We start from the raw sequence: 23,039 nt of genomic DNA, 5'->3' as shown, positions 1-23,039 counted from the left end.
AATCAAAACATCATAAAACACAAGATTGGTCTGTTAAATCTGGCTGAAGAGCTTGGTAATGTTTCGAGAGCTTGCAAGTTGATGGGCTTTTCTCGTGACACTTTTTATCGGTATCAGTCAGCCAAGGAAGAAGGCGGAGTCGAAGCTCTTTTTGATAAATCACGTCGTAAGCCAAACCTAAAAAATAGAGTTGATCAGGCTATCGAAGACGCAGTCTTTGTTTACGCAACTGACTTTCCTGCTCATGGACAAACAAGAGCCAGTAACGAGCTAAGAAAATTAGGTGTTTTTGTCTCGCCGTCCGGCATTAGATCTATTTGGCTGCGGCACGGTCTTCATAATTTCAAGCTCCGCCTGAAGGCTTTGGAAAAGATTTCAGCAGAGCAAGGAATTGTCCTTACCGAAGCGCAGGTTCAAGCTCTGGAACGGAAAAAGGATGACGACATTGCTTGCGGGGAAATCGAAACAGCCCATCCTGGCTATCTTGGCAGCCAAGATACCTTTTATGTCGGTACGATAAAGGGAGTTGGTCGGATCTACCAACAAACTTTTGTAGACACCTACTCCAAGTGGGCAGCAGCAAAGCTCTACACTACCAAAACACCTATCACTGCCGCTGACATGCTTAATGATAAGGTTGTTCCCTTTTTTGCTGAACAGGATATGGGTATTTTGCGTATTCTCACCGATAGAGGCACAGAGTATTGCGGCAATTTAGAAACACATGATTACCAGTTGTTTCTTGGTGTTTGTGGCATTGAGCACACAAAAACAAAAGTACGCCATCCACAAACAAACGGGATCTGCGAACGTTTCCACAAAACAATTCTTGATGAGTTTTACAAGGTCACGTTCAGACGTAAGATTTACTCTTCACTGGAAGATTTGCAAGAAGACCTCGATATCTGGATAGATGAATACAACACGCAACGTTCTCATCAAGGGAAAATGTGTTGCGGTCGAACACCATTAGCAACTATGATGGAGGCCAAACCACTTTGGGATGAGAAGGTCCAAAGTTTAGACTAAACTGACAATTGCAGCTCCATCAAAAAGGCTGGCTGTCAGATCAAGTATGAACCACTACAAATTAGCCGCTTTTGCAGAGAAACAAAAATAGATCAATATTATCGTCGGACTTTAGTCTTCACACTTCGTACTAAGAAAAATAATCAAGACTCAAGAGACTCTTTGTCAAAAAAGGCATCGTCACCAAGTGGCAATTTAATGATAAAACGAGTCCATTTCCCCGACATTGAATCAATTTCCATGCTGCCATGATGAAGCTCTGTCACAATAAAACATGAAACAGACAGTCCAAGTCCTGTTCCATGACCTACCAGTTTAGTGGTATAAAAAGGCTCAAAAATACGTTTACGGATACCATCATCAATGCCAGGCCCATTGTCTTCGATCTCCGCGACAACATTATTCTTTTCATATTTTATTCTACAGATAAAACATGGCTGTCCATCATCGTAGTCCTTCTCCATCATGGCTTCAGCGCCGTTTTTAAGCAGATTTAAAAACACTTGCTGTATTTCATTTTTTTCACAACGGACTGGTGGAATATCTTTTTCATATTCGCGCACTATCTTTATCTGCCTAAAATCATATTTTATTTTTAAATTATAATCATTTCCAGCCAACTCCAGAGTGTTATCCAGCAGCTCAGTGATATCATGACGTTCCAGTTTCATTTCGCTTTTTCTGCTAAAACTCAACATATTACGAACAATAGTAGCAGCTCGTGTACCAGACTCATTAATCCCATCAAGCATTCTAGGGATACCTCTGTGTTCCAGATACCTACGAACATCTTCCAACGACACACCACACTCTTGAGCAACTTTTACGTTTTTTTCGACATTTCCGAAAATACGTCTCTTAATGTTGAGCGCATATCCCAAAATACCTGCTAACGGATTATTGATTTCATGCGCTATACCAGCAGCCAGCCCACCCACCGATAGCATTTTTTCAGACTGAACCATCATCTGTTCTAATTTCACTATATCCGTAACATCATCGATTCGGATAACAGCCCCATCAACTCCATTGGAGACCAGAGGGTAAACGGTTATATTTTCGTGAAGCACCTCACATCCTGAAATATTTGTTTGCAGAGTATCTGAACATGGAGTTCTAGTTCGCATTGCTTCTTCAATGCGAACCATTTTAGTTGCCATGCGCGGCAAAACTTCGACAATAGATCGTCCAAGCGCATTCCTGGCTTGAATAGCAGTGACTTTTTCTGCCTCCATGTTCCACTGTGTTACTCTACAGCTTGTATCTACGCCGATCAGTATGGATGGCATGGAATCAATTATGTTTGAAAGATAATTACGGGTCTGTGCAAGCTCAGCTTCTGTCCTCTTGAGTTCGTTGATGAAACGGGACTGCTGAACATTCTTATATGCTATCTCCGAAAGTTGAGTAGCAAGAGTATAAAGAACCTTTGAGACCCTAAGAAACTGCTCATGTGACATTGCACCAACTTTTCTAAACGCCTGAGCAATATCATCTTCATCAGCGCCAATTTCATGAGCATAAGCCCGTATATTCTCTTCGCCCTGACGCTCATCACGAACCTGACCGATAAGCCAATTAGCCACATGGCGCCCACCAACAGAAATCCCTGCACCGGCGTCCCACAATCCGCCGCTCATACAGGTGCTGATTGTCGGTCCGCTCCTCATCTGCCCAAATACCGCATCAGACTTATAGCAATTCTCGCGTCCTTTATCAGTCTTACGGATAAGTTCACACAATTCACAAAAATTGCTTGCCTGCGTTATAGGGGATCCATCTGGATGAGTAATAAGTGAAGCTACTCCCATTGCATCTGAAAATTCATCTTGAAGACGCTGCATATCTTTGATGTCAAACAGATCTGCAAAATCAACACCTTTTGAGGAGTCTAAAGTCCTGGTTAAAGCGGTTACCTGCTTTAGCAATCCCTCTTCAGCTTGTTTACGGTCAGTAATATCCCTGGCAACTCCTAAAATACCAATAAGCCCACCCGCGTCGCTCCTGACTGGAGTCTTAATGGTTTCGACTAATTTCCTTTCACCTGTCGCCACAATATTAATCCATTCTTCATTGGTACATGGCTTATCTGCCTGCATTGCCAGTTTATCCTGTGAACGGAAAAAATCTGCCAAAGATTTATCAACAAAATCATAATCAGTTTTTGTAACTATTTCTGATTCCTTTGCCCCAAAAAAACGTTCAAAAGCTTCATTGCAGGCCAAGTATATTCCATCTGGGGCCTTTATCCAGACCAAGTCAGGAATAGCGTTTAACAGACTACGGAAAAAATTCAGCTCATCTTTTGCAAGAGGCATCAACTCCTCGTAAACATTACCTGAAGTTAAAGAGAGTTGCGTCTCTAACTCTTTAACTCTACACCGCAATGCATCCAACTCGCTTAAAAGTTTATGCTTTTCAGTGTGTTCGTTTGACATATTGACCGGCACCAGTTTTGCCCCTCTTAACACAATCGTGTTGTATTATACTTTACTTCACTAAAAACAGCATAAGCATGGATACCACGAGAAAAAATAAACTGCATTATAATAAAATCCTAACATCAGGTTAATAAATTAACCTTTACTACAAATTAATGCATGTTATTGACAATAGTAAAGGGCCAAAGATTTCAAAAAGTAATAGCATCTATACCTAATATAGATGAGGTGCAGCCTATCTCAAGCAAATTCAAAAAATCTAAAAATCAAAATCTGCTTCATACAAAACCTGAGTATGAAACTATTTATATGCAAATATCAAACATAGATCACATCGTTTTAACAGTAAAAAACATTGAAAAGTCTGTTCAATTCTATGGTACAGTACTTGATATGACTATTGAATATTTTGCAGAAGGTAGAGTTTCTGCTAAATTTGGAAATCAAAAAATTAATTTTCATGAGCTCGGTGAAGAATTTGAACCAAAAGCTCAGCAACCAACTTCAGGCTCAGCAGACTTATGCTTCCTAACAGAAGCTAAAATTGAAAATGCTATAGAATTTGTAAAAACAAAGGGTGTAGAAATAATTGAAGGTCCAGTTGAAAGGACTGGTGCTACAGGTAAACTTGTCTCATTTTATTTCAGAGATCCTGACAACAACTTAATTGAGATCTCCAACTTAAAAAATAGATCTTCCTTTGAAGCAAAAACTCCAGCGTCCCCCAATAATGATGCGACAATATGAATCATCACCTAACGATCAGACTCTAAACGATAAAAGAAAATAGCTCAGGCAGATCCTCTCCATTTATTATATCAATTATGTATAGGAAACGATTTAAATGGGATAGGCATAAGCTTAAACAATCAATATTCTCATATCCTATATAGAAGTTATAATCATTACTCTGAGGATATTTCTTTTGTTCCATGAACCTGCTATAAAAATAAGCTGACAAGCTAATTTCGGAAACAAGGTATCTATCAAGACTTTAGCACGAGAAGCAAATGATTAAAAAAAAGCGTCGAATTTATGATGCCAGGGTTTATTTAAAATATTTCTTCTTATTTTCATTTTGTTTTTTAATTTCAATATCATATACTCAAGTATCCGCAGATTCGTCTTATAAGCAGCCTCTTCAAGTGGATGGCATAGCTATTCAGCCTATCAAGGACAGAATCCAACTCTCTGAAGCTGAGAAAATCTGGCTAGAAAAAAATAAACATGTACGCGTTCGTGTAGGAGACTGGCCTCCTTTTATGATTACTGGAAACAATGTATCAGGAATTGCCATAGACTACCTCAGCCTTATATCGAAAATACATGGCATAGAATTCAGCTATATAACTCAAAAGGATATTTCATGGCCTGATGCTTTACAAGCTATTCGGGATAGAAATGGCGTGGACATGGTTCCGGCTATTCAGCCTACAGCTGATCGCAGTAAATACATGATTTTCAGCGTACCATATCAGACATTACCCTGGGTAATTGTTACACGAAGCAATGCTGATTTTGTGGGTGGACTAAAAGATATACAGACAAAAAAGATTTGTGTGCAGGAACAATTCATCCTGCAAAAGGAAATTGAAAAAGATTACCCGGACTTAAATCTTAAAGTAATAAAGACCAGCACTCCGACACTGGATTCTCTCAAAGAAGTAGCTACAGGAAGATCATACGCAACCATCAACGCTCTTCCTGTCGTTGTCTACTTTATCCAACACTATGGACTCTCAAATCTTAAAGTAGCAGCCCCTGCAAAATTCACAGACCTTCAGTTGACTATGGGCATTCGTAATGATTGGCCAGAACTTGCATCAATCATTTCAAAAACAGTTAAGGCTATGTCTCAAAAGGATATTACTGCGATACAAAATACATGGCTTTCAGTTCAATATGACCAAGGTTTCAACCCCCAAAAAGTCAGACGCTGGATGCATCTTGGAGCGATAGTATTTCTGATAATTGTTGTACTGTTCATCATAGTCAACCGGACATTGAAAAGACAGGTTGAGCAACGCACTAAAGATCTGCAAAGTGAGCTTGAGAAGCGAAAAATAATTCAGCAGCATCTTAAAAATAGCGAAGAACGTTATGATATGGCTTTGCGAGCTGTCAGCGATGGACTTTGGGATTGGGATCTAAAAACAAACGATGTTTACTTTAGCCCAAGATATTTTGAAATGTTGGGATATGGACCCCATGAATTCCCCTATATATTAGATACATGGACTAAACTTTTACATCCGGATGATAAAGAAAGAGTAATAAAGCTTGTGACAGCATATTTAGAAAATTTTTCTAAACAAAATAAAAAAACAATATATTCCGTTGAGTTTAGAATGAAGACAAGCAACGGGGAATGGAAGTGGATTTTAGCCAGGGGCAATGTTCCAATTGTTGATGAAAAAGGTTCTCCTATAAGACTAATCGGTACCCACATTGATATTACCGAACGCAAAAAGACTGAAGAAATAATGGTCCAGACAGAAAAAATGATGTCAGTAGGAGGCTTAGCGGCTGGGATGGCACATGAAATTAACAATCCTCTCTCGGGTATACTGGGTGCTGTTCAAAATATTCAAAATCGTATTTTTAAAGACCATGAGAAAAATCTATCTGCAGCAAGAGAATGTGGCGCAGACATCGCACAAATAAGAAAATACGTTGATATACGTGGTATAACTCCAATGCTTGAAAATATTCAAACCGCAGGTTTCCGTGCCGCAGCGATAGTTCACAACATGCTCCAGTTCAGTCGAAAAAGTAACCAGAATTTTGAGCTTCATGATCTTGCAATACTTTTAGATAAAACTTTGGAGCTGGCTGCTAGTGATTATAATTTAAAGAGAGATTACGATTTTAGAAAAATTAAAATCAAGCGAGAATATGATCCAAAAGTGAGAAAAATCTTCTGTATTGGAAATGAAATACAGCAGGTCTTTTTGAACCTATTGAAAAATGGTGCAGAAGCAATGGCCGAGAAGAACTCTGAAAAAAAGGAATGCCAATTTATACTTAGAGTTAAAAATATAAAGGATGAAGTGATCGTTGAGATAGAAGATAACGGCCCAGGAATGAATGAAGAAACCAAAAAAAGAGCCTTTGACCCGTTTTATACGACAAAAAGCGTTGGTAAAGGAACAGGACTGGGCCTGTCTGTTTCATATTTTATTATCACCGAAGAGCATAATGGTAGTATGGAAGTTGAGTCAACGATAGGTGAAAAGACGCTATTTATCATCAGATTTCCTGCTGATAGTTCATGCCAATAACCAACCTCGACCATTGGCTATATACGAGCCGCTACGATCATAGAAAAGGAACCGGAAACTATTTAGGGCTTTGCAAAATATTCTTCCAGATCATCGGTGCTTACAGTCCTTTCTATCACAATTGTAGCCCCTCCTTGAACGATAAATTCAGACAACCCTACATGATTATGGTTGTGACTATCATCAGCCCAGTCATACGTGTATCCAAGTCTCGTCCACGGATAAGGGACAGAAGAACTGTAGCTGGTCGCATTCAGGTTCTCAAACCATTCCTTATAATTATATTCATGATTCTGGTCAGTAGAATTTACATATTCATGGATTTTCTTAACCGCTGACAAAGACTGAAAATGTGACCTTTTCCATGGATACTCCAACTGAGCTTCATGATCTGAAGGATCTGGATCAGCTGAAGGTCTGAAAATATCAGATGGCTTGACCCAAAATTCAATGAAAATAATTTTACCACTATTCTGGGGAAGCCCAAGAAGCTGTTCAATCCGCAGGATTCTATCTGCGTGGCTGCTCGGCCAAAATCCATTATCGAAGAAAAAATTTTTAAGCTGAGGATCAGCTGTAATCCATATATTATCAGTTAGTTCTAAAGAATGAGTCTCACCGGAGGCCCAACCCTTGCCTGCTATACGGCTGCCTGCCCACGTGCAGACAAGTACATGAGGTGCGTTTGATATAGTTTTCCATGACAGACAAGCCGGTATATTTTTGTTGCCAGGTGCGGATATACCTATAAGAGACCTTGAAATTTCTTCTGCTTTTGCAATTTTTGCATCAGTAATGGCTGAGTCATACAACTCACTGACTGTTGCGGCGCTTGCAAGTGTTACACATGAAAACAATACAATTGTTCCAAATAGATATATGACTTTATTCATTTGTTTCATAATGTGACTTGCTCCAATAACTTTCTATTATAGTGAACTCGTTTGCGCTAATTCCTTCATATCGTTTTTTACTTAATACATATAATAAATAACAAGGCCAATATCTACTATGATTTTAATAAAGAGTACCAGTTCTCAATCTGATCCACAAAAAATACCCCACACAAAAATGTATGAGGTATTAATTTAGCCAATTGCAACTCTAATTATAAATAGCCAATTTGATCTTTAGCAATATAATAAGAAAAACGACTAACTGCTTTTTAAACCATCAATAACCTGATTGAGACGTTCAGTCATCTCAGACAGAGAATTCATCGCTTCAGAAGCCTGATTCATAGACTCAGCCGTTTCGCCGGCTATTTCATTCACTTCACTGGTGCTTCTATTAATTTCCTCAGATGCAGCTGACTGCTGCTCTGAAGCTGCGGCAATAGCCCTTACCATATCAGAAGTAGATTCAACAATATTCACAATCAACTCGATGGACTCACCAGCCTGACTGGCAAGTTCAGTACTGCCATCTACAACTGTTGTTGTGTCCTCCATCCTTTGTAATGATCTCCGGGCTCCAGTTTGGATTGCACTGATAGCCTTACCAACTTCATTTGTAGCGCTTACAGTCTTTTCTGCCAGCTTACGGACTTCATCGGCAACAACAGCAAATCCCCGCCCTGCGTCTCCAGCCCGGGCAGCTTCAATAGCTGCGTTTAATGCGAGGAGGTTCGTCTGGTCAGCGATATCCGTAATGACCCCCATAACCAATCCAATAGACTCAGCCTGCTCTCCGAGAGAGTTTAGCTCTTCCTGCAGCATGACTGTTTCCTTATTGAGAGTTTTAATAGACTCAACGACATCGCATACAACCTTACCGCTTTTATTCCCTTCACTCTTTGCCTTTTCTGCCATTTCAGCAGCTTGCGAAGCGTTGTGGGCAACCTCCAGCATTGAGGCATTCATTTCCTCCATTGCGGTGGCTGTTTCAGTAGTTCTTGATTTTTGTGCCTCAGCTCCACTTCTCGAATTTTCTATCTGTGAAGCAAGTTGTGATGAAGCAGCTCCAACCTGACTGGTAATTCCTTCAAGCTCTAAAGCGGCATGGTTCATACCTTCACTCTTCGCCACTTCTGCGGATGAACGCGCTTCTTCTGCATCTTGTGTTGCTTTCCTTGCCATTTCCGACTGTGCTTCAGCCTCCTGAGTTTTCTTCTCAGACATAGCAATCATATCGACCAAATTAATAACCATGGCCTGCAATGCAGCAATCAGCGTTCTAATTTCACCACGCCCTTGAACAGTGAGAGTTTTTTCTAAATGACCTTTGGCAACCTCGTCAGCATATTCAACAACAGATCCCAAAGTGATCGTAATCTTTCTCACAACCCAAAAAACTACTCCTGCTACAGCAAAAATAACCGCGGCAGCTCCCATAATTGTAAGATTACGCATTGTTTTAAGAGGAGCTAAAAGCTCTCCAATAGGTGCAATTACAGCTATGTGCCATCTTGGAACTTTAGCTTCTCCATAAGCTAAAATTTTCCAAGTCTGCTGCGGTTCATGAAAGTATTTATAAATTCCATGATCCTTTGAAAGCATATCTTTCCCATACGGCATATCGTTTATATCAATCTTCATCACAACTGAAGAGTCGGGATGGCCTACAATCATACCTTTTGAATCAACTGCAAATGCATAACCACTTTTGCCTATTTTTATTGGACTGAGAGAATTTTGATAAAGATTTTTAAATGATACAGCTGCGAACAAGACACCTATCACATCTCCACTTTCCTTTCTAATTGGAGTAGAGATGATGATAATAGGTTTTTTATCCCGCATTGAAATAATAGGATCTGAAACTGTAGTCTTCCCGTTCAAAGCATCTTTAAAATACTGACGTTGTGAAACATTAATTATTTTATCATCAGGAGAGGTTCCGGCTACAATTAACCCGGAAATATTCACGACCTCAATATCACGCAATTCTGGAAAATTTTTTACAGAAACCGCAGCACGCTTTTCTACAATAGCCCGGGCAGCTTTATCACCTTCAAGAGTCTGGATAAATTCACGTTGCTGACTCCAGTCTACCAGAGTTCCTTTCACAAAATTAAACCAGCTATCCACACTCCTGACAGCTGCTTTCTGGTCTCTAATTATTGCTTGAACAATTTCCTTTTCAAGTATTTTAGTTGATTCCAAATATGTGAAGACCTGCAAGCCGACAATGCACAAGATAACTATTCCTAGCACCGGAATCAGTATCTGCTCTCTGATATTCATTCTCTCAAAAACTTTCATCGATCTTCTCCGCTTATAAGAAATTTTCTATCTCCTAACCAATTTCCTTTTCATTTTTGTATAATATATAAAATTAATTTTCTACTTAAAAAAAATCCCATCTACCCATACCCCTTGATGTTATTGAATATTACAGAAGAACAGTACAATTAACTCACTTAATGAGTACTGTTTATATGCAGTAAAGAGAAAGTAGAATCTACATTTTAGAAAGCTTTAGGAAGGTGTATTATAAATTCAGTTCCAACGCCTTCCTCAGAATTAAAATTAACTTTTCCGTTAATCTTCTCGACAAGAGTGTGGACTATATAAAGTCCCTGCCCTGTTCCTTCCCCAACTTCTTTAGTGGTGAAAAAAGGGTCAAAAATACGATGTATTATATTGTCAGGAACTCCGCATCCATTATCTTTAATAGACATAACCACGAAGTCTGCATGATTTCTGGTATGGACAACAATCTCACCCAAATTACTCTCTTTTCCGTATTTTTCACGAACAGCATGAATGGCATTTACAATAAGGTTGAGAAATATCTGGTTCATTTCTCCCCTTACACCTGCAATCAGGAACAAATTATCGCTGAGTTCAGTTTTAATATCAGCCACATACTTCCATTCGTTACGCGTAACCTCAATTACATTCTCCACAACGTCATTTATATTGATTTTAGTAAATGACTGTTGATCTGGGTGTGCAAATTTCTTTAGAGCCTGTACAATAGTAGATACGCGATTTACTCCGTCTAAAGACTCCTGAATTGCCGTGGGGATTTCATTCTTGAGATACTCTATTTCATCCAATTCCGTACTATCTTCATCATATGACTTTGAGATACCTTCTTTAAAAGAAGGTAAAAGATCATCTAGTGACTCTCCAATAAATTGAATATTATGCCCTATAAATTGCAAAGGGGTATTGATTTCATGAGCAATTCCTGCTGCCAACTGCCCAAGACTTTCAAGCTTTTGAGCTTGAGATAGCTGAATTTCTAACAACTTCGTCGCAGTTATATCCTCAATGCTGACAATTCCTCCCTTAAACTTTTCGCTTACATCCTTCATTCTGGCAAAACGGACTGTATAATAAATATTTTGTCCATCAGCTTTATGGTTTATTTCAAATTTTTCAGTTGAAAACTTTCCAGCCAAAAAATCATTAACTTCTTCAGAAATCCAACAGAGAACCTCACTAATAGATTTCCCGGTCGGAACCACTTCTTTCAACTTTTCATCAACATAATAACTCGCACCTGAGTTCAAATCGATGCCGAGCATCAGCAAGGCTGCGTGATTCAAATTTTCTATCAAACCACAATCATCAATCAAAAAAGCTGGTATGCTTAAACTTTCAAAGGAGGTAAGATATTTGTTTTTTTCATTTGTTATTTCACGATTAGATTTCTGTAATTCCAGAATAGCATTATCTGAACTTATACCGGACCACTCGGAGCAAAAGGCGATCTCTATAATATCAAAGATTCTAACTACAAATTGTTCGTAATATCTCTTGTCCTTATCAGAAACGTCCATATCCGCGATAAGATCGACAAAAGTATATCTATAGTATTTATACAACCCCAGAAACATCTGAAGACTGATACCTCTTTCTCGATGAAGGCGGGCTTCTGTTACACCAAATTTAGCTACTGGGTTTACAGAAAACTGGTCATGAGGAGAGAACTGTGGCAGCTCATTATCAAGAATTTTCAAGCTTTCAATAATTGCATCTGACATGCCTACAATAGAAACCCTCCACGCTTCAAGAAGTGTTGAAGTATATTCTGTATATCCTTGCTCTTTTGCGTAGCGGAGTATCCTCTCCATCAACCATATTTCATTCTTCCTGATATACATGCCCAGTCTTTCCATTAACACCTCCTGCTATATAAATGCTTATGACTATAAAAAATAATACTTTATTTTAAAATATATACCAACTACCAGGAAGCTGGAAGACCTATGCAGTAATAGTCCATCTTCATGCCTATAAAAATACTGTTATTTCTTTTTATTCAATTTTTATTTATTATAAAAAAATGGTAATCTTAAAATCTTCAAAAACAATAGTTCCCCCAAATGTTAACATAGTGAAAATCATCATATGTATAGACCGCATCCAATGGAAAAATTATGATTAAAACTTTCCTAATGTTTATCTTAGTCGCACTTATTCCACTAAATGTATTAGCAAAGCCTAAAGTTTTGCTGATCGAAAGTTATCATTCCGATTTTTTCTGGGACATTGATATTGTCGACGGATTAAACTCTGTTCTCAAAGACAGCGTTGTAATGTTGAATTTTGCCATGGATACTAAACGTCTTCCTGAAAAAGATCATCATAAAAGAGCTGTAATGGCCTGGAACTACTACAAAAAGACTAAACCTGATATCGTCATTCTGTCTGATGACTATGCCCTTAAATCTTTAGGACCTAAATTTATACAAACAAAGACTCCGGTGGTATTTCTCGGTATCAATCAGAATCCGAGAAAATATATACCACTCCATAAAAATATTACAGGAGTCCTTGAGCTGCTCCCTTTTAAAAGAATGATAATGAGCCTTAAAGGTATCATTACCAAAAAAGACCCGAAATTTTTAGTACTTTTCGACAAAAGTTTGTCTGCACAAACTATTCTTCATAATACTTTTAATAGTGAAAAGAGTTTTAATATAGCAGGCATACATGGAGACATTACTTCGACATCCTCCTTTAACGAATGGATGGAAGCGGTACAAAATGCTCCAAAAAACGGTTATTCAGCTGTTATCATGGGACTTTTCTACCATTTATATGTTGGTAATAAACATGTTGATAGTTCGAAAGTACTTCAGTGGACCACAAAGAACAGTATGGTCCCAGTATTTTCATTTTGGGGAGTCAGTGTTGGCAAAGGCAAAGCAGTAGGAGGAATTGTCATGACAGGAAAGATTCAGGGCGAAGCCGCCGGCATGATAGTTAAGAGGATTTTAAACGGTGAAAAAGTAGAATCAATAAATCCGATAGCACCAAACCAGGGAACAATTATCTTCAGCAGGCATGAACTTAACCGGTGGAAAATCAATCTACCACCCCAAATAAAGATGAGAACATCATTTATTGACTGAGAAAAGACCTAATAAAATGCCCTGCTTCCATAGAAAGCAGGGCTGTTAATAAGCAAAAGCCTTCATATATAGTATGATTTCACTAAATCATACTAAATGTCATGAACAGTCAAATAAACCAAAGTCTGATTTAATAGTTGGTAAGCAATTTCACCGAAAGTAATCGGACCTACAAATGGGTCTGTTTTCTTACCTTCAAGCTCAGAATACAAATAATTTAGAATGCAGTTACATGAAAATGTAACGGTTTGCCCTTCTACATTATTTTCTTTCAGCTGTTTACTGAACTCAGCTGCATAATCGGCAAAAGGTTTTGCAATTTTATATCGTACTCCGGTAAAAACAGGTGCGTAAAAATGAACCTCTCCCCCGGGATCAACACTCTGAAAACTGGTATTAATTAAAGCACCATAATAATCAGCTACTAAAGGAAGCTTAGTATCCAACTTATTTTTAAGAATGTAATCCGCAAAATTTTCTTTAACCCCATTAACCATAACATCACTGCACGAAAAACCATCTGAAGCAAAGGTAAGATTATCTCCATCGCCCTGCTCAAAACTGTTTATAATACCAACATCAACAGTTTTACCAGCAATTAATTCAACATGCATAACCACAGCTTCGTTTTCATAAACTTCGCCTGTCTCGCCGTTGAAAACTTTTGGAGCTATCTTTCCAAGGTCATCCAGATGTACCCCGGAAATCCAGCCTACGAGAGGCTGACTACCGAAATCTTTATAATTCGGAGCATTAAGCGCAAATGCTACATGGGCAGGACTTGATGCAGGAATGACAATAAAACTAAACCCACTATTTCCTGCATCACTATAGACTGATCCAAGGCCATTTTGGTCATAAACTTTAAGTGATACAGATTTAGTCAGTTCTGAAATATCAGTAACAAAAACCTTATCATGTGAGACAAGCCCACCGCCACCAGGAGAAATAAAATATGGGATAGATCCACCTATCCATTGCCCTTTAGGCAATTCTTTAAGAAGTTTTTCATCCCCGGCAATGAGCAGAGTCTTACCATCAGCTATCTGTGTTTTTACATCATTGAGACTAAACAACTCCTGTTGCATACTTCCTCCTAACTAAAAAGTGTTTTCAGATCTTCTTCAACTGCTGGCTTACCGGCATTACTGGTAAACATCGCATGCAACTCATTAACGGCCGCAGTTACATTTCCCGGAGAATTATCCGCAGTCACATTTCTTATCAAACGTGCAAGCAGGATTTTTGCTGCTAGAAACTTAAGAGTACAGGTTTTCTTTCCTGTCACAATGTCTTTCCATTTAGGGTTGTTTTTAGGGGGAACATCCATAGTCCATTACCTCCTTACCTTGTTTTGCAGAACATCTTTTTATGTTCTACATGTTTTCAAAAATAATATATTTCCTACTATCCTCCTCCTCGCACTAATAAATCGTATAACCATTTGTATTCGATATAACTTTTTATATTTATTCTTATATACCAAAAAAACAAATCTATGTCCGCATTTCTTTTACTAAATATCCACTTACACCAACTATAACTATAATCACCTGCAGCAAAGTTTGTAACTGCTCCTAAATTAATATGCAGAATTGTCCTTTCAAATCAAAAGAGCCAGCCCCGAACTGGGCTGGCTCTAAATAATACCATAATTTTTAATGTATTTATGGCGTAATCATCTAATTTAGCAGCTAAAATACAGAAAGGATTATCTTTCTTTTAACTATGCTTTTTTGAGTTCAGCAGTAAGATGTCTCAACTGATCTGAGAGCTCAGCCAATTCCTCCATGGAATGTGAAGAATTGACCATAGCTTCTGCATTTTCAGAAGCAATCATATCTATTTCGGATGAAACTTTGTTAATCTCTTCAAATGTTGCAGACTGTTCTTCTGAGGCTGCTGCAATAGCTTGCACCTGATCAGCAGTATTAGTTACAAGCGCCATTATTCTTTCAAGTGAATTCCCGGCTTCTTCCGTAAGAGCAGTGCTGTTTTGTACCATGTCAGAAGTTTGTTCTACAGAATTAATGCTTTTTTGAGCACTCTGCTGAATTGAATTAATTGCATTACCTACTTCCTGAGTCGCCGTCATTGTCTTTTCAGCTAACTTACGAACCTCATCCGCAACAACAGCAAATCCGCGTCCAGCTTCTCCTGCTCTGGCGGCTTCAATGGCAGCATTGAGAGCAAGCAAGTTAGTCTGGTCAGCAATATCACTGATCACAGTCATAATCTGTCCAATTGCATCGGCATGCTGACCAAGTTCACCCATCTCTTTATTCAAATTTTCAGTTTCAGTGTTGAGTGTTTCAATTGATACCACAACTTTTTGTACAATCCCGCTACCTTCCTCTGCCATATGCTTTGCATCATCTGCATTATCAGCAGCTTTTGCAGCGTTGCTGGCAACATCAAGTACCGTTGCATTCATTTCTTCCATGGCAACAGCTGTCTCAGATGTTCTCTTCTTTTGTACCTCTGAACCATTTTTTGAGTCGTTAATCAAACCGTTTAACTGTCCTGATTCCGACGCTATTCGATTGACAATTTCTTCAAGCTGATCTGCGGCCTGATGCATTCCAAGAGCTTTAGCGTTTTCTGCTTCTCTCTGAGCCTCTTCTGCTCTAATCATTGCTTCTTCAGCAGCAACAGCTTTCTCTTCTGCTTCTTTGCTTTTTGACGCTATTTCTGCATTATTTTGCTGCAATGTTATATTCATTTGATCAAATGATGCTGATAATTGTCCAAGCTCATCTGAGCGATCCATATTCAAAGGAGCTGGATGTTTTCCGCTACCAAGCTCTTTAGAAAAGATCATTAACTTTTCAATTGGCACAGTTACACTTTTCGAAATCAAAAGAGTTAAACCAGAACCAAGTAGAACACTCAAAATTGTCAACGAAATTATTAAATATTCCATCCCTTTATAAGATGAGTATGCTTCTTCCTTAGCCGTCTCAGCCTGCTTTTGAAGATCCTCTGTCAGTATGTTTATATTATCACGCATAGTGTCAAAACGTTTTTGTCCTTCACCTAACGAGATAGCACTCAACTCTTCGGTAGGAGCTCCGTTAGCTCTTCTTTTTAAAAGATCGAGTGAAATTTCATCCCATTTCACACGGTCTGCCTTATACTTTTTAACAAGATCATGCTGCCCCGCAACAGATGAAGTTCCTGCAAATTTATCTACTCGAGTGTCTGCCTGTTTCTTGTTGCTGGTATAATCATTCATTTGTGATTTATATTCTTCAGTACCTGGAGTAGCAAAAATCATTGTTCGTTCAGCGATGAAAGCCTGATGAAGATCTCTGTCAGCTTCCAGCAAAAAGACCATCCCCTGAAGATCCCTTTCAAAAATAAGCCCTAGGCGATCATTGATTTTGGTGGCACTCTTTCCTGCGATTAGACCTATTATAACAAGTAACGCAATGTTAATTGCTAAAATTATTAGTAGTTTACTGCCTATTTTAACATTCTTAAACATACACCCTCCTTTCTGCATTGAGCATTAAAAAATTAGATACTTTGATAGTACACCAATTACTTAAGTTTGCACAATACAAAAAATTTCAGTTTAAGACTTATTAAACAAAGAGCCCCTGCCGCAAATTAATTTGCGGCAGGGGCTCTTTTATTAAATCCTAATATTTAAATTATTTTTTGGATATATCTTCAAGCTCTTCAGCGAGTACGATCAAACTCTTTAACGAACGCGCTGACTCTTTAACCCTTTCGGTAACCGAGACCGCAAGTTCATTGATCTCACCTATCACAATATTAATCTGCTCCGAGCTTGCAGACTGTTCTTCTGCAGCTGCGGCAATATTCTGGACATCCAAAACAGACTCATTAATCAGTCCTACAATACTCTGTAAATACTCTCCGGACTTAGTAGCATACTCAGCGGCTCCTACAGCCAGTTCATTAGTTTCTGAAGTAATTTGCTTCGATTTTTTAGCCTGACTCTGTATACCGGCAATAACCTCTTCCACTTCTTTAGTAGCATCAACAGTTTTCTCTGCCAGCTTCCTTACCTCATCAGCTACAACAGCAAAACCTCGACCGGCATCACCAGCTCTAGCTGCTTCAATTGCAGCATTAAGAGCTAAGAGATTAGTTTGGTCCGCTATGTCATTTATCACATGCAGTACCTTGCCAACTATATCTGCCTGTCCTTCCAGCTGTTCCATTGTATCACTCATCAACTCTGTCTTTTTCTGAACGGAAATAATTGCTTCTGAAGTACTCTTCACAATTACAGCTCCAGCTTCAGCTTTTTCCTGAGTCTCAATCGACTTACCAGAAGCACGGGAAGCATTTTCAGCAACATCTAAAATGCTTGCATTCATTTGTCCAAAAGCTACCACTGTATCAGAAAGCAACTCCTGCTGCTTATTAACAGCCTCATCTACACTATCCATTTCACGACCGAGCTCTTCAGAATTATTATGAATATCAGCTGAAGCCACCTGTGTAGACCGATTAACCTCATTGATTTTATTCAGCTGCTCATTAATATTATTTTCTTTAACAATAAGGTCCGTTACATTTCGAGCAACTTCAAGGTATCCAAGAACATTCCCTTTTGAGTCCTGTAAACTTCTGGCAACAGGCTGGACATAAACAGTCTGCCCAGACCGGTCTTCCAATTTAACAATATCAACACTGTCGCTGTTTTCATTCCCTTTAATCTTTTCAAGTGGACATTTGCCTGTAGAGCAGACTTCAGAATTAAAAATATCTTTACATTTTGATTTTTTAATTTTTTCAGGGTCAAGGCCACTAAAATCGGACACACCCTTATTCGCGAAAAGAATATTATACTCATCATCAACGACAAAAATTGGGTCTGGAACTGAGTTTACAACATCTACATATATCTCCATTTCATTTACCATAGTGGAGATCTTACCCAGCAAGCTGTTAAACTGACCCGTCATATACCCGATTTCATCTTTAAATTTAATATCTATGAGAGTACTGAGATCAGCACGGTCCTCGTTAATATCATTAATTTTTTCTGCAATTTCCTTAACAGGTGCAACAACCTGACTCCTTAATGTGAAAAAGATCATACATAAAGGGATTAGGAGCATAGCGGTAACACATGCAAAAAGTACAATATTGGCCTGCTGAGACATGGCTGCCATATTCTGTAAATCGACGACACCTACCAATACACCTATCTGGTTGCCTCGATAATCATGTATAGGCAAAGTCGCAATTGCGGCAGTATCATGCACAATAACAACTCTTTCTTTTCGGCTTTCATCAAGTAATTTTTTATTAACTGCGGAAAGATTTTCGGCTTTATCCACTCCGCTGACTAAAACATAATCTTCACCGATAATCGGATACTTTGACTCATCTCGCAGTGAAGTTGCAGTGTTGAGCATATCCTTATTCATAAACAACATTGTGGATATCCCAGCATCTTCAACACCTTTTAAAATCGGTGAAAAGCTATTCAAAACCTCAGCTGACCCCAGAATCTCACCGGAGGAGTCTTTAACTGGAACAAGTCCCCTGATAGCAAAACCACCACGACCAAGCTCAATTCCACCCAGTGGTTTTCCATGAGTGTTTACATCTAAAACGGTATTACGAAAACTTGAGAGATCATCTGAAATGTCAACCCAATTACCGTTCCTGTTTGCCTGCTTTTTTCTCCAAAGTCTTACCAGACTCCTTCCGTTAGGCATATGAAAATGCAAACGCAGTTTACTACCACTGACGGCTTCGAAATTCTTAAGCTCAGGCGACAAAACTTTCCTAATCTGCTCTCTGGCTTCCTGCGATTGAGGAGATCTTTCATCGTCGATATTCCCGGAATGTGCAATTTTAAATGCTTCGAGGACTTCGGGAGCTGCAGCAAAAAGAGCGGCTGTTTCCTGAGCAGATTTTGATGCATCAGTTACTCTCGTCAAAACAAAAGAAAAAGCACTATCTACAACCGAATGAATGTGCATTTCTTTTAATGATTTAAAGGATGCATTAATAATAAAAACGCTTACACATCCCAAAACAACAATTGTTAAAGCCTGTGGTAGTAAAATTTTTGAGCTAAGTTTCATGCATACCTCGCCATAAAATGTATTATAAAATCTGATCGAAAGATTCCACATATCCTAGCATGATAAATTTAAGCAAATAATTTAGCCTTAAAAACAAGTTGCCAATTAATTCACATGCAAATTAATTATGAGCATTGTATTTTCAAATAAAAATGCAATATATGAACTTTTTTTCACAATTAATACTTAATATTTTTAATTAATTGCAAAAAATTAGCACCTTAAGACTATATCAAGTATAAATTTATATATTAAATATTTAACTCTAGACTAGGTTTACTAGAGAACTTAGCAGATTTTATTGGTTAATTCTATGTGATTTCTCAAATTGAAACCACCCTAAATACTCAGAGTCATATTTTGACATATGCTTTTGTGAAGCTTATCTACTGATTTCAATACTGACCAGTCAGTTCTGAGAGATAGTAATCAATATACCGAACAGGTTTTGTTTTCCAAAATTGAGGATTTAAATTGATGAAACAATATTCTGAAAAAGAAACACGAATCTTAGATACCGCTGCGGAGATGTTTGCAAATCAGCCCTTCCACAAAGTCCTGCTTAGTGATGTGGCCCGAGTCGCATGTGTAGGCAAAGGAACTTTGTACCTTTACTTTAAAAGCAAGGACGATCTTTATTTTGCAGTTCTTTTCAGGGGGTTTGCCACCCTCGTAGAAAAACTGGAAAAACACGCATCTCAGATTGATTTAACTCCGACCGAACAGCTGACATATATTATAACTGATCTTGCACAACATTTGCTCAGAAAAAGTATCAATGCACAGCTCCTTGGTAAGGTTATACATTACCCTGACAGCGGAGAATGGCAGGATATGAGAGCTAAGCTATGGTCACTTATCGAATTAGTAATAATAAGAGGAATAGATGAAGGAGAATTCGAAGACTCTGCCCCCAGGCTGACCGCTCAATATATACCAAGCCTGATCAGATCTATCAGTCTTTTCCCTCCGGAAGGAATAGATATTGAGACATTCTGTAAGCATGCCTGCACTTTTGTTTTCAAGGCTCTCAAAATAGAAAAATAAGAAACATCAAACCATATATCATAACAGAAAAAATGAATAAAAAATCTATATCTCAAACCGATAAAAGCCAAAAGGCCAAAGGCCTTAAAGGGAATTTACGAGTAACCATTTTAATCAGTACAGTTATCATGCTGATCTGTATTGCCCTTGTATATCCGATTTACGTTCATGCTATCAGTCATGAATCAACAGATAATGCTTTTGTTGAAGCGCATGTTATTTCGATCAGTCCACGAGTTCCCGGTCATATATCAAAAGTTCTGGTTATAGATAATCAGCAAATAGAAAAAGGAGATGTGATCGCAGAGATTGACCCTCGCGATTATCAGGTTGCCCTTGAAGTAGCTCAGGCCCGAATTAAATCAGCCCAGGCTTCTGTTAAAGAAGCCGATGCACTCGTCGTTGCTGCGGAACAGGAATTAGCACAGAAAAAAGCAGAGTTTTCATCTCAGACGGCAGGACTTTCAAAAATTAAGGCCGATGTTGCTCAGGCAAAAGCCGGCTATCTTCGTGATGAGAATGATTTAAATCGTATCCAGAAAATAGCAAAGGCAGGCGCTGTAAGTATTCAGGAATTTGATCATGCTAAAGCGCAGGAGGCTATGGCTCGTGCGAACCTTAACTCGGTTAAGTTTCAAATCAATACACAGTCAGCTGAAATAATAAAAGCCCAAGCCGCCATTGAAGCGGCATACGGAAAAGTGCAACAGGCATATGCACAAATCGAAATGCGCAAAGCAATGTTAAGTGAAGCGGAAGCGGAAATGGAGCAGGCGAAGTTAAATCTCTCATATACCAAAATTACAGCCCCATACAGCGGATATATTACCCGAAAATCAATTGAACCCGGCAATTTCGTACTGGCAGGGCAGAAAATACTCAGCATTGTCGGCTCAGATATCTGGATCGTTGCTAATTTTAAAGAAACACAGATCATGCCTATGCGTCCGGGACAACATGTTGATATAGAGGTCGACTCATATCCTGATCATACATTTACAGGTCATATAGACTCAATCCAGCGTGGAACAGGGTCGCGCTTCACTCTTTTACCCCCGGAAAATGCGGCTGGAAACTTTATCAAAGTTGTCCAGCGGGTACCCGTGAAAATCGTTCTTGATAATTTTAATCCATCCTCTGGATATCTTCTTGCTCCCGGAATGTCAGTAATTCCAAGCGTAGATATTTCACAAAATAAATCTGAGAGCTTTAAAACAGCATCCTCGGGTCGACAGGAGTAAAAACTTGTCAAATTTTGTAGAACCAGAAGAGATGTCTCCGGCTGAACGCTGGATAATAGCATTCACTGTTATGTTCGGAGCTTTTATGGCTGTAATGGACACGAGCGTGGTTAATGTCTCAATGTCACATATGATGGGCAGTTTTGGGTCCAATCTGTCTTCGATAACGTGGGTGGCTACAAGTTACAGCATTGCAGAAATCATAATGGTCAGTATGTCGGGATGGTGGAGCTCACTAATAGGACGTAAGAATCTTTACCTTGCATCGTTTGTTCTATTTACAATCGGATCTATTCTTTGCGGGACAGCTACTACCTTTACTCAGATTATCGTTTACCGCACTATTCAGGGTATTGGAGGAGGTGCACTTATTCCAGTTTCTCAGGCCATTCTACGCGAAACATTTCCGGCAGAGCAACAAGGAATGGCCATGGCAATATACGGCATGGGCGTGGTGCTTGCTCCGGCTTTAGGTCCGATATGCGGAGGGTTTCTTACTGACCAGTGGGGATGGCCATGGATATTTTATATCAACGTACCAATTTGCATAGTGGGTATAGTCCTTACATATAAGTTTGTGCATGATCCACCATATTTACGCCGCGGCATACAATCAGTTGATTCTCTGGGAATTATACTACTAACTGTATTCCTTACAGGACTACAGGTTGTTCTTGAACGCGGGCAGGAGGAACGCTGGTTTGAATCAGATTTCATCACCATTGCGACTATAGCGACGGTGGTATCTCTAATAGCACTTATATACTGGGAACTGCGATATAAAGATCCGATAATAAACCTTCGTGTACTTAAAAACAAAAATCTGACCATAGGGTCCATTATGGGGTTGATTTTCGGAATATCTCTTTTCGGTACAACTTTTGTTTTACCCCAATTTACTCAGGAGCTGCTTGGATATCCAGCGTTTGAGGCTGGACTTGCACTAGCACCAAGAGCAATCACTTTGATGATGTTCATGCCTGTTGCAGGATATCTGTATCAGAAATTGGGAGCTAAGGCTCTAGTCTTTATGGGCATCATCATTATTGTCTGGTCCTATTATGACCTGATGCAGCTCAACACACAGGCCGGAATAAGTGACTTGATATTTCCACTTCTCATAATGGGCGTAGGTATGCCTTTCATGTTTATACCATTAAGTGCTGTATCATTAAGTACTGTGGAAAAATCAAATATGACCGACGCGTCGAGCATCTATACTCTTGCAAGAAGAATTGGAGGGAATATCGGATATGCATTAGTTGCAGTTCTATTTGACCGTAAGGTTCAGATACATACGGCATATCTTACAGAAAATGTCAGTGATTATAATCAGTTTGCTCATAATTATTTATCTGAAACGGGCAGAATGATCCAAGAACTGGGGATAAACTCAATATCAGCCTCCCAAATAGCTGTTGGAATGATACAAAAAGTTATTGTAAATCAAGCCAAAATGCTTGCATATAACGACATCTCATTTATCTTTGGCTGCCTGTTCCTGCTACTGATTCCATTAATATTCTTTATGCCAAGCAAATCAAAAATTACTGCAATGAATAAAAAGTAAGTCTTCAAATAACAAACGGCCAGAGTTTTTAACAAAACTCTGG

At 38.8% G+C, this 23,039-nt stretch carries 14 protein-coding genes and 1 pseudogene; 7 read left to right on the top strand and 8 right to left on the bottom strand.

Annotated elements, in window-relative coordinates; all coding sequences use genetic code 11:
- The coding region (locus H589_RS0117950; protein ID WP_027723308.1) for an IS481 family transposase at nt 1–1,029 on the top strand (1,029 nt) is incomplete at its 5' end.
- Between the two features lie 143 nt (nt 1,030–1,172).
- Here the strand turns inward: H589_RS0117950 and H589_RS20570 are convergent.
- A complete protein-coding gene (locus H589_RS20570; RefSeq protein ID WP_084147047.1) occupies nt 1,173–3,467 on the bottom strand; it encodes a PocR ligand-binding domain-containing protein in 2,295 nt (764 codons plus the stop codon).
- A gap of 168 nt (nt 3,468–3,635) precedes the next feature.
- Here H589_RS20570 and H589_RS20095 point away from each other — a divergent pair, with 168 nt between their 5' ends.
- Both H589_RS20095 and H589_RS20565 read left to right on the top strand, forming a co-directional pair.
- The gene (locus H589_RS20095; RefSeq protein WP_245577199.1) at nt 3,636–4,217 is read left to right on the top strand and encodes a VOC family protein; all 582 of its coding nucleotides are present in this window, start codon (nt 3,636–3,638) and stop codon (nt 4,215–4,217) included.
- Nucleotides 4,218–4,480: 263 nt separating this feature from the next.
- Nucleotides 4,481–6,751 (top strand): ATP-binding protein, encoded by a 2,271-nt coding sequence (locus H589_RS20565; protein ID WP_051249808.1) that lies wholly within the window; start codon nt 4,481–4,483, stop codon nt 6,749–6,751.
- 62 nt (nt 6,752–6,813) lie between these two features.
- Here the strand turns inward: H589_RS20565 and H589_RS20560 are convergent, their stop codons facing one another.
- The 3 genes from H589_RS20560 to H589_RS20555 all read right to left on the bottom strand — a co-directional run bounded on the left by H589_RS20560 (nt 6,814) and on the right by H589_RS20555 (nt 11,822).
- Nucleotides 6,814–7,653 (bottom strand): hypothetical protein, encoded by an 840-nt coding sequence (locus H589_RS20560; RefSeq protein WP_051249807.1) that lies wholly within the window; start codon nt 7,651–7,653, stop codon nt 6,814–6,816.
- Nucleotides 7,654–7,905: 252 nt separating this feature from the next.
- Nucleotides 7,906–9,954 (bottom strand): methyl-accepting chemotaxis protein, encoded by a 2,049-nt coding sequence (locus H589_RS0117925; protein ID WP_027723307.1) that lies wholly within the window; start codon nt 9,952–9,954, stop codon nt 7,906–7,908.
- A 206-nt stretch (nt 9,955–10,160) separates the two neighbouring features.
- Nucleotides 10,161–11,822 (bottom strand): PAS domain-containing sensor histidine kinase, encoded by a 1,662-nt coding sequence (locus tag H589_RS20555; protein WP_051249806.1) that lies wholly within the window; start codon nt 11,820–11,822, stop codon nt 10,161–10,163.
- A gap of 261 nt (nt 11,823–12,083) precedes the next feature.
- Here H589_RS20555 and H589_RS0117910 point away from each other — a divergent pair, with 261 nt between their 5' ends.
- Nucleotides 12,084–13,061 carry an ABC transporter substrate-binding protein gene (locus H589_RS0117910; protein ID WP_027723306.1) on the top strand — a complete coding sequence of 326 codons (978 nt, stop codon included), beginning with the start codon at nt 12,084–12,086 and terminating at the stop codon, nt 13,059–13,061.
- A 92-nt stretch (nt 13,062–13,153) separates the two neighbouring features.
- Here H589_RS0117910 and H589_RS0117905 read toward each other — a convergent pair whose 3' ends face one another.
- From H589_RS0117905 to H589_RS0117890, 4 genes and pseudogenes are all read right to left on the bottom strand, one after another.
- Nucleotides 13,154–14,149, bottom strand: a complete 996-nt coding sequence (locus H589_RS0117905; RefSeq protein WP_027723305.1) for a DUF6976 family protein — start codon at nt 14,147–14,149, stop codon at nt 13,154–13,156.
- Between the two features lie 8 nt (nt 14,150–14,157).
- Nucleotides 14,158–14,391, bottom strand: coding sequence for a hypothetical protein (locus H589_RS0117900; protein ID WP_027723304.1), 234 nt, complete (start codon nt 14,389–14,391; stop codon nt 14,158–14,160).
- Between the two features lie 396 nt (nt 14,392–14,787).
- Nucleotides 14,788–16,536: pseudogene (locus tag H589_RS20075) on the bottom strand (methyl-accepting chemotaxis protein); the annotation flags it as partial.
- Between the two features lie 181 nt (nt 16,537–16,717).
- Complete coding sequence (locus tag H589_RS0117890) at nt 16,718–19,138, bottom strand: methyl-accepting chemotaxis protein (RefSeq protein ID WP_027723303.1); 2,421 nt, start codon at nt 19,136–19,138, stop codon at nt 16,718–16,720.
- A 477-nt stretch (nt 19,139–19,615) separates the two neighbouring features.
- On the opposite strand from H589_RS0117890, the gene H589_RS0117885 reads away from it, so the two are divergent.
- Genes H589_RS0117885 through H589_RS0117875 form a run of 3 tightly spaced genes read left to right on the top strand, consistent with a single transcriptional unit; the run spans nt 19,616 to nt 22,996 of the window.
- Nucleotides 19,616–20,185 carry a TetR/AcrR family transcriptional regulator gene (locus tag H589_RS0117885; RefSeq protein WP_027723302.1) on the top strand — a complete coding sequence of 190 codons (570 nt, stop codon included), beginning with the start codon at nt 19,616–19,618 and terminating at the stop codon, nt 20,183–20,185.
- A gap of 32 nt (nt 20,186–20,217) precedes the next feature.
- Nucleotides 20,218–21,426, top strand: a complete 1,209-nt coding sequence (locus H589_RS0117880; protein ID WP_084147045.1) for an HlyD family secretion protein — start codon at nt 20,218–20,220, stop codon at nt 21,424–21,426.
- Between the two features lie 4 nt (nt 21,427–21,430).
- Entirely contained in the window at nt 21,431–22,996 is a 1,566-nt protein-coding gene (locus H589_RS0117875) for a DHA2 family efflux MFS transporter permease subunit (protein ID WP_027723300.1), read from the top strand.
- The last annotated feature ends 43 nt before the right edge of the window (nt 22,997–23,039 follow it).

It is taken from the genome of Maridesulfovibrio zosterae DSM 11974 (genome assembly GCF_000425265.1).
GTDB lineage: Bacteria > Desulfobacterota > Desulfovibrionia > Desulfovibrionales > Desulfovibrionaceae > Maridesulfovibrio > Maridesulfovibrio zosterae.
This window is presented reverse-complemented; position numbering and strand designations above follow the sequence as displayed.

Coding starts and splice junctions, on each gene's coding strand:
- H589_RS20570 (WP_084147047.1), bottom strand. CDS start 3,467: ATGTCAAACGAACACACTGAAAAGCATAAACTTTTAAGCGAGTTGGAT.
- H589_RS20565 (WP_051249808.1), top strand. CDS start 4,481: ATGATTAAAAAAAAGCGTCGAATTTATGATGCCAGGGTTTATTTAAAA.
- H589_RS20560 (WP_051249807.1), bottom strand. CDS start 7,653: ATGAAACAAATGAATAAAGTCATATATCTATTTGGAACAATTGTATTG.
- H589_RS0117925 (WP_027723307.1), bottom strand. CDS start 9,954: ATGAAAGTTTTTGAGAGAATGAATATCAGAGAGCAGATACTGATTCCG.
- H589_RS20555 (WP_051249806.1), bottom strand. CDS start 11,822: ATGGAAAGACTGGGCATGTATATCAGGAAGAATGAAATATGGTTGATG.
- H589_RS0117910 (WP_027723306.1), top strand. CDS start 12,084: ATGATTAAAACTTTCCTAATGTTTATCTTAGTCGCACTTATTCCACTA.
- H589_RS0117905 (WP_027723305.1), bottom strand. CDS start 14,149: ATGCAACAGGAGTTGTTTAGTCTCAATGATGTAAAAACACAGATAGCT.
- H589_RS0117900 (WP_027723304.1), bottom strand. CDS start 14,391: ATGGATGTTCCCCCTAAAAACAACCCTAAATGGAAAGACATTGTGACA.
- H589_RS0117890 (WP_027723303.1), bottom strand. CDS start 19,138: ATGAAACTTAGCTCAAAAATTTTACTACCACAGGCTTTAACAATTGTT.
- H589_RS0117885 (WP_027723302.1), top strand. CDS start 19,616: ATGAAACAATATTCTGAAAAAGAAACACGAATCTTAGATACCGCTGCG.
- H589_RS0117880 (WP_084147045.1), top strand. CDS start 20,218: ATGAATAAAAAATCTATATCTCAAACCGATAAAAGCCAAAAGGCCAAA.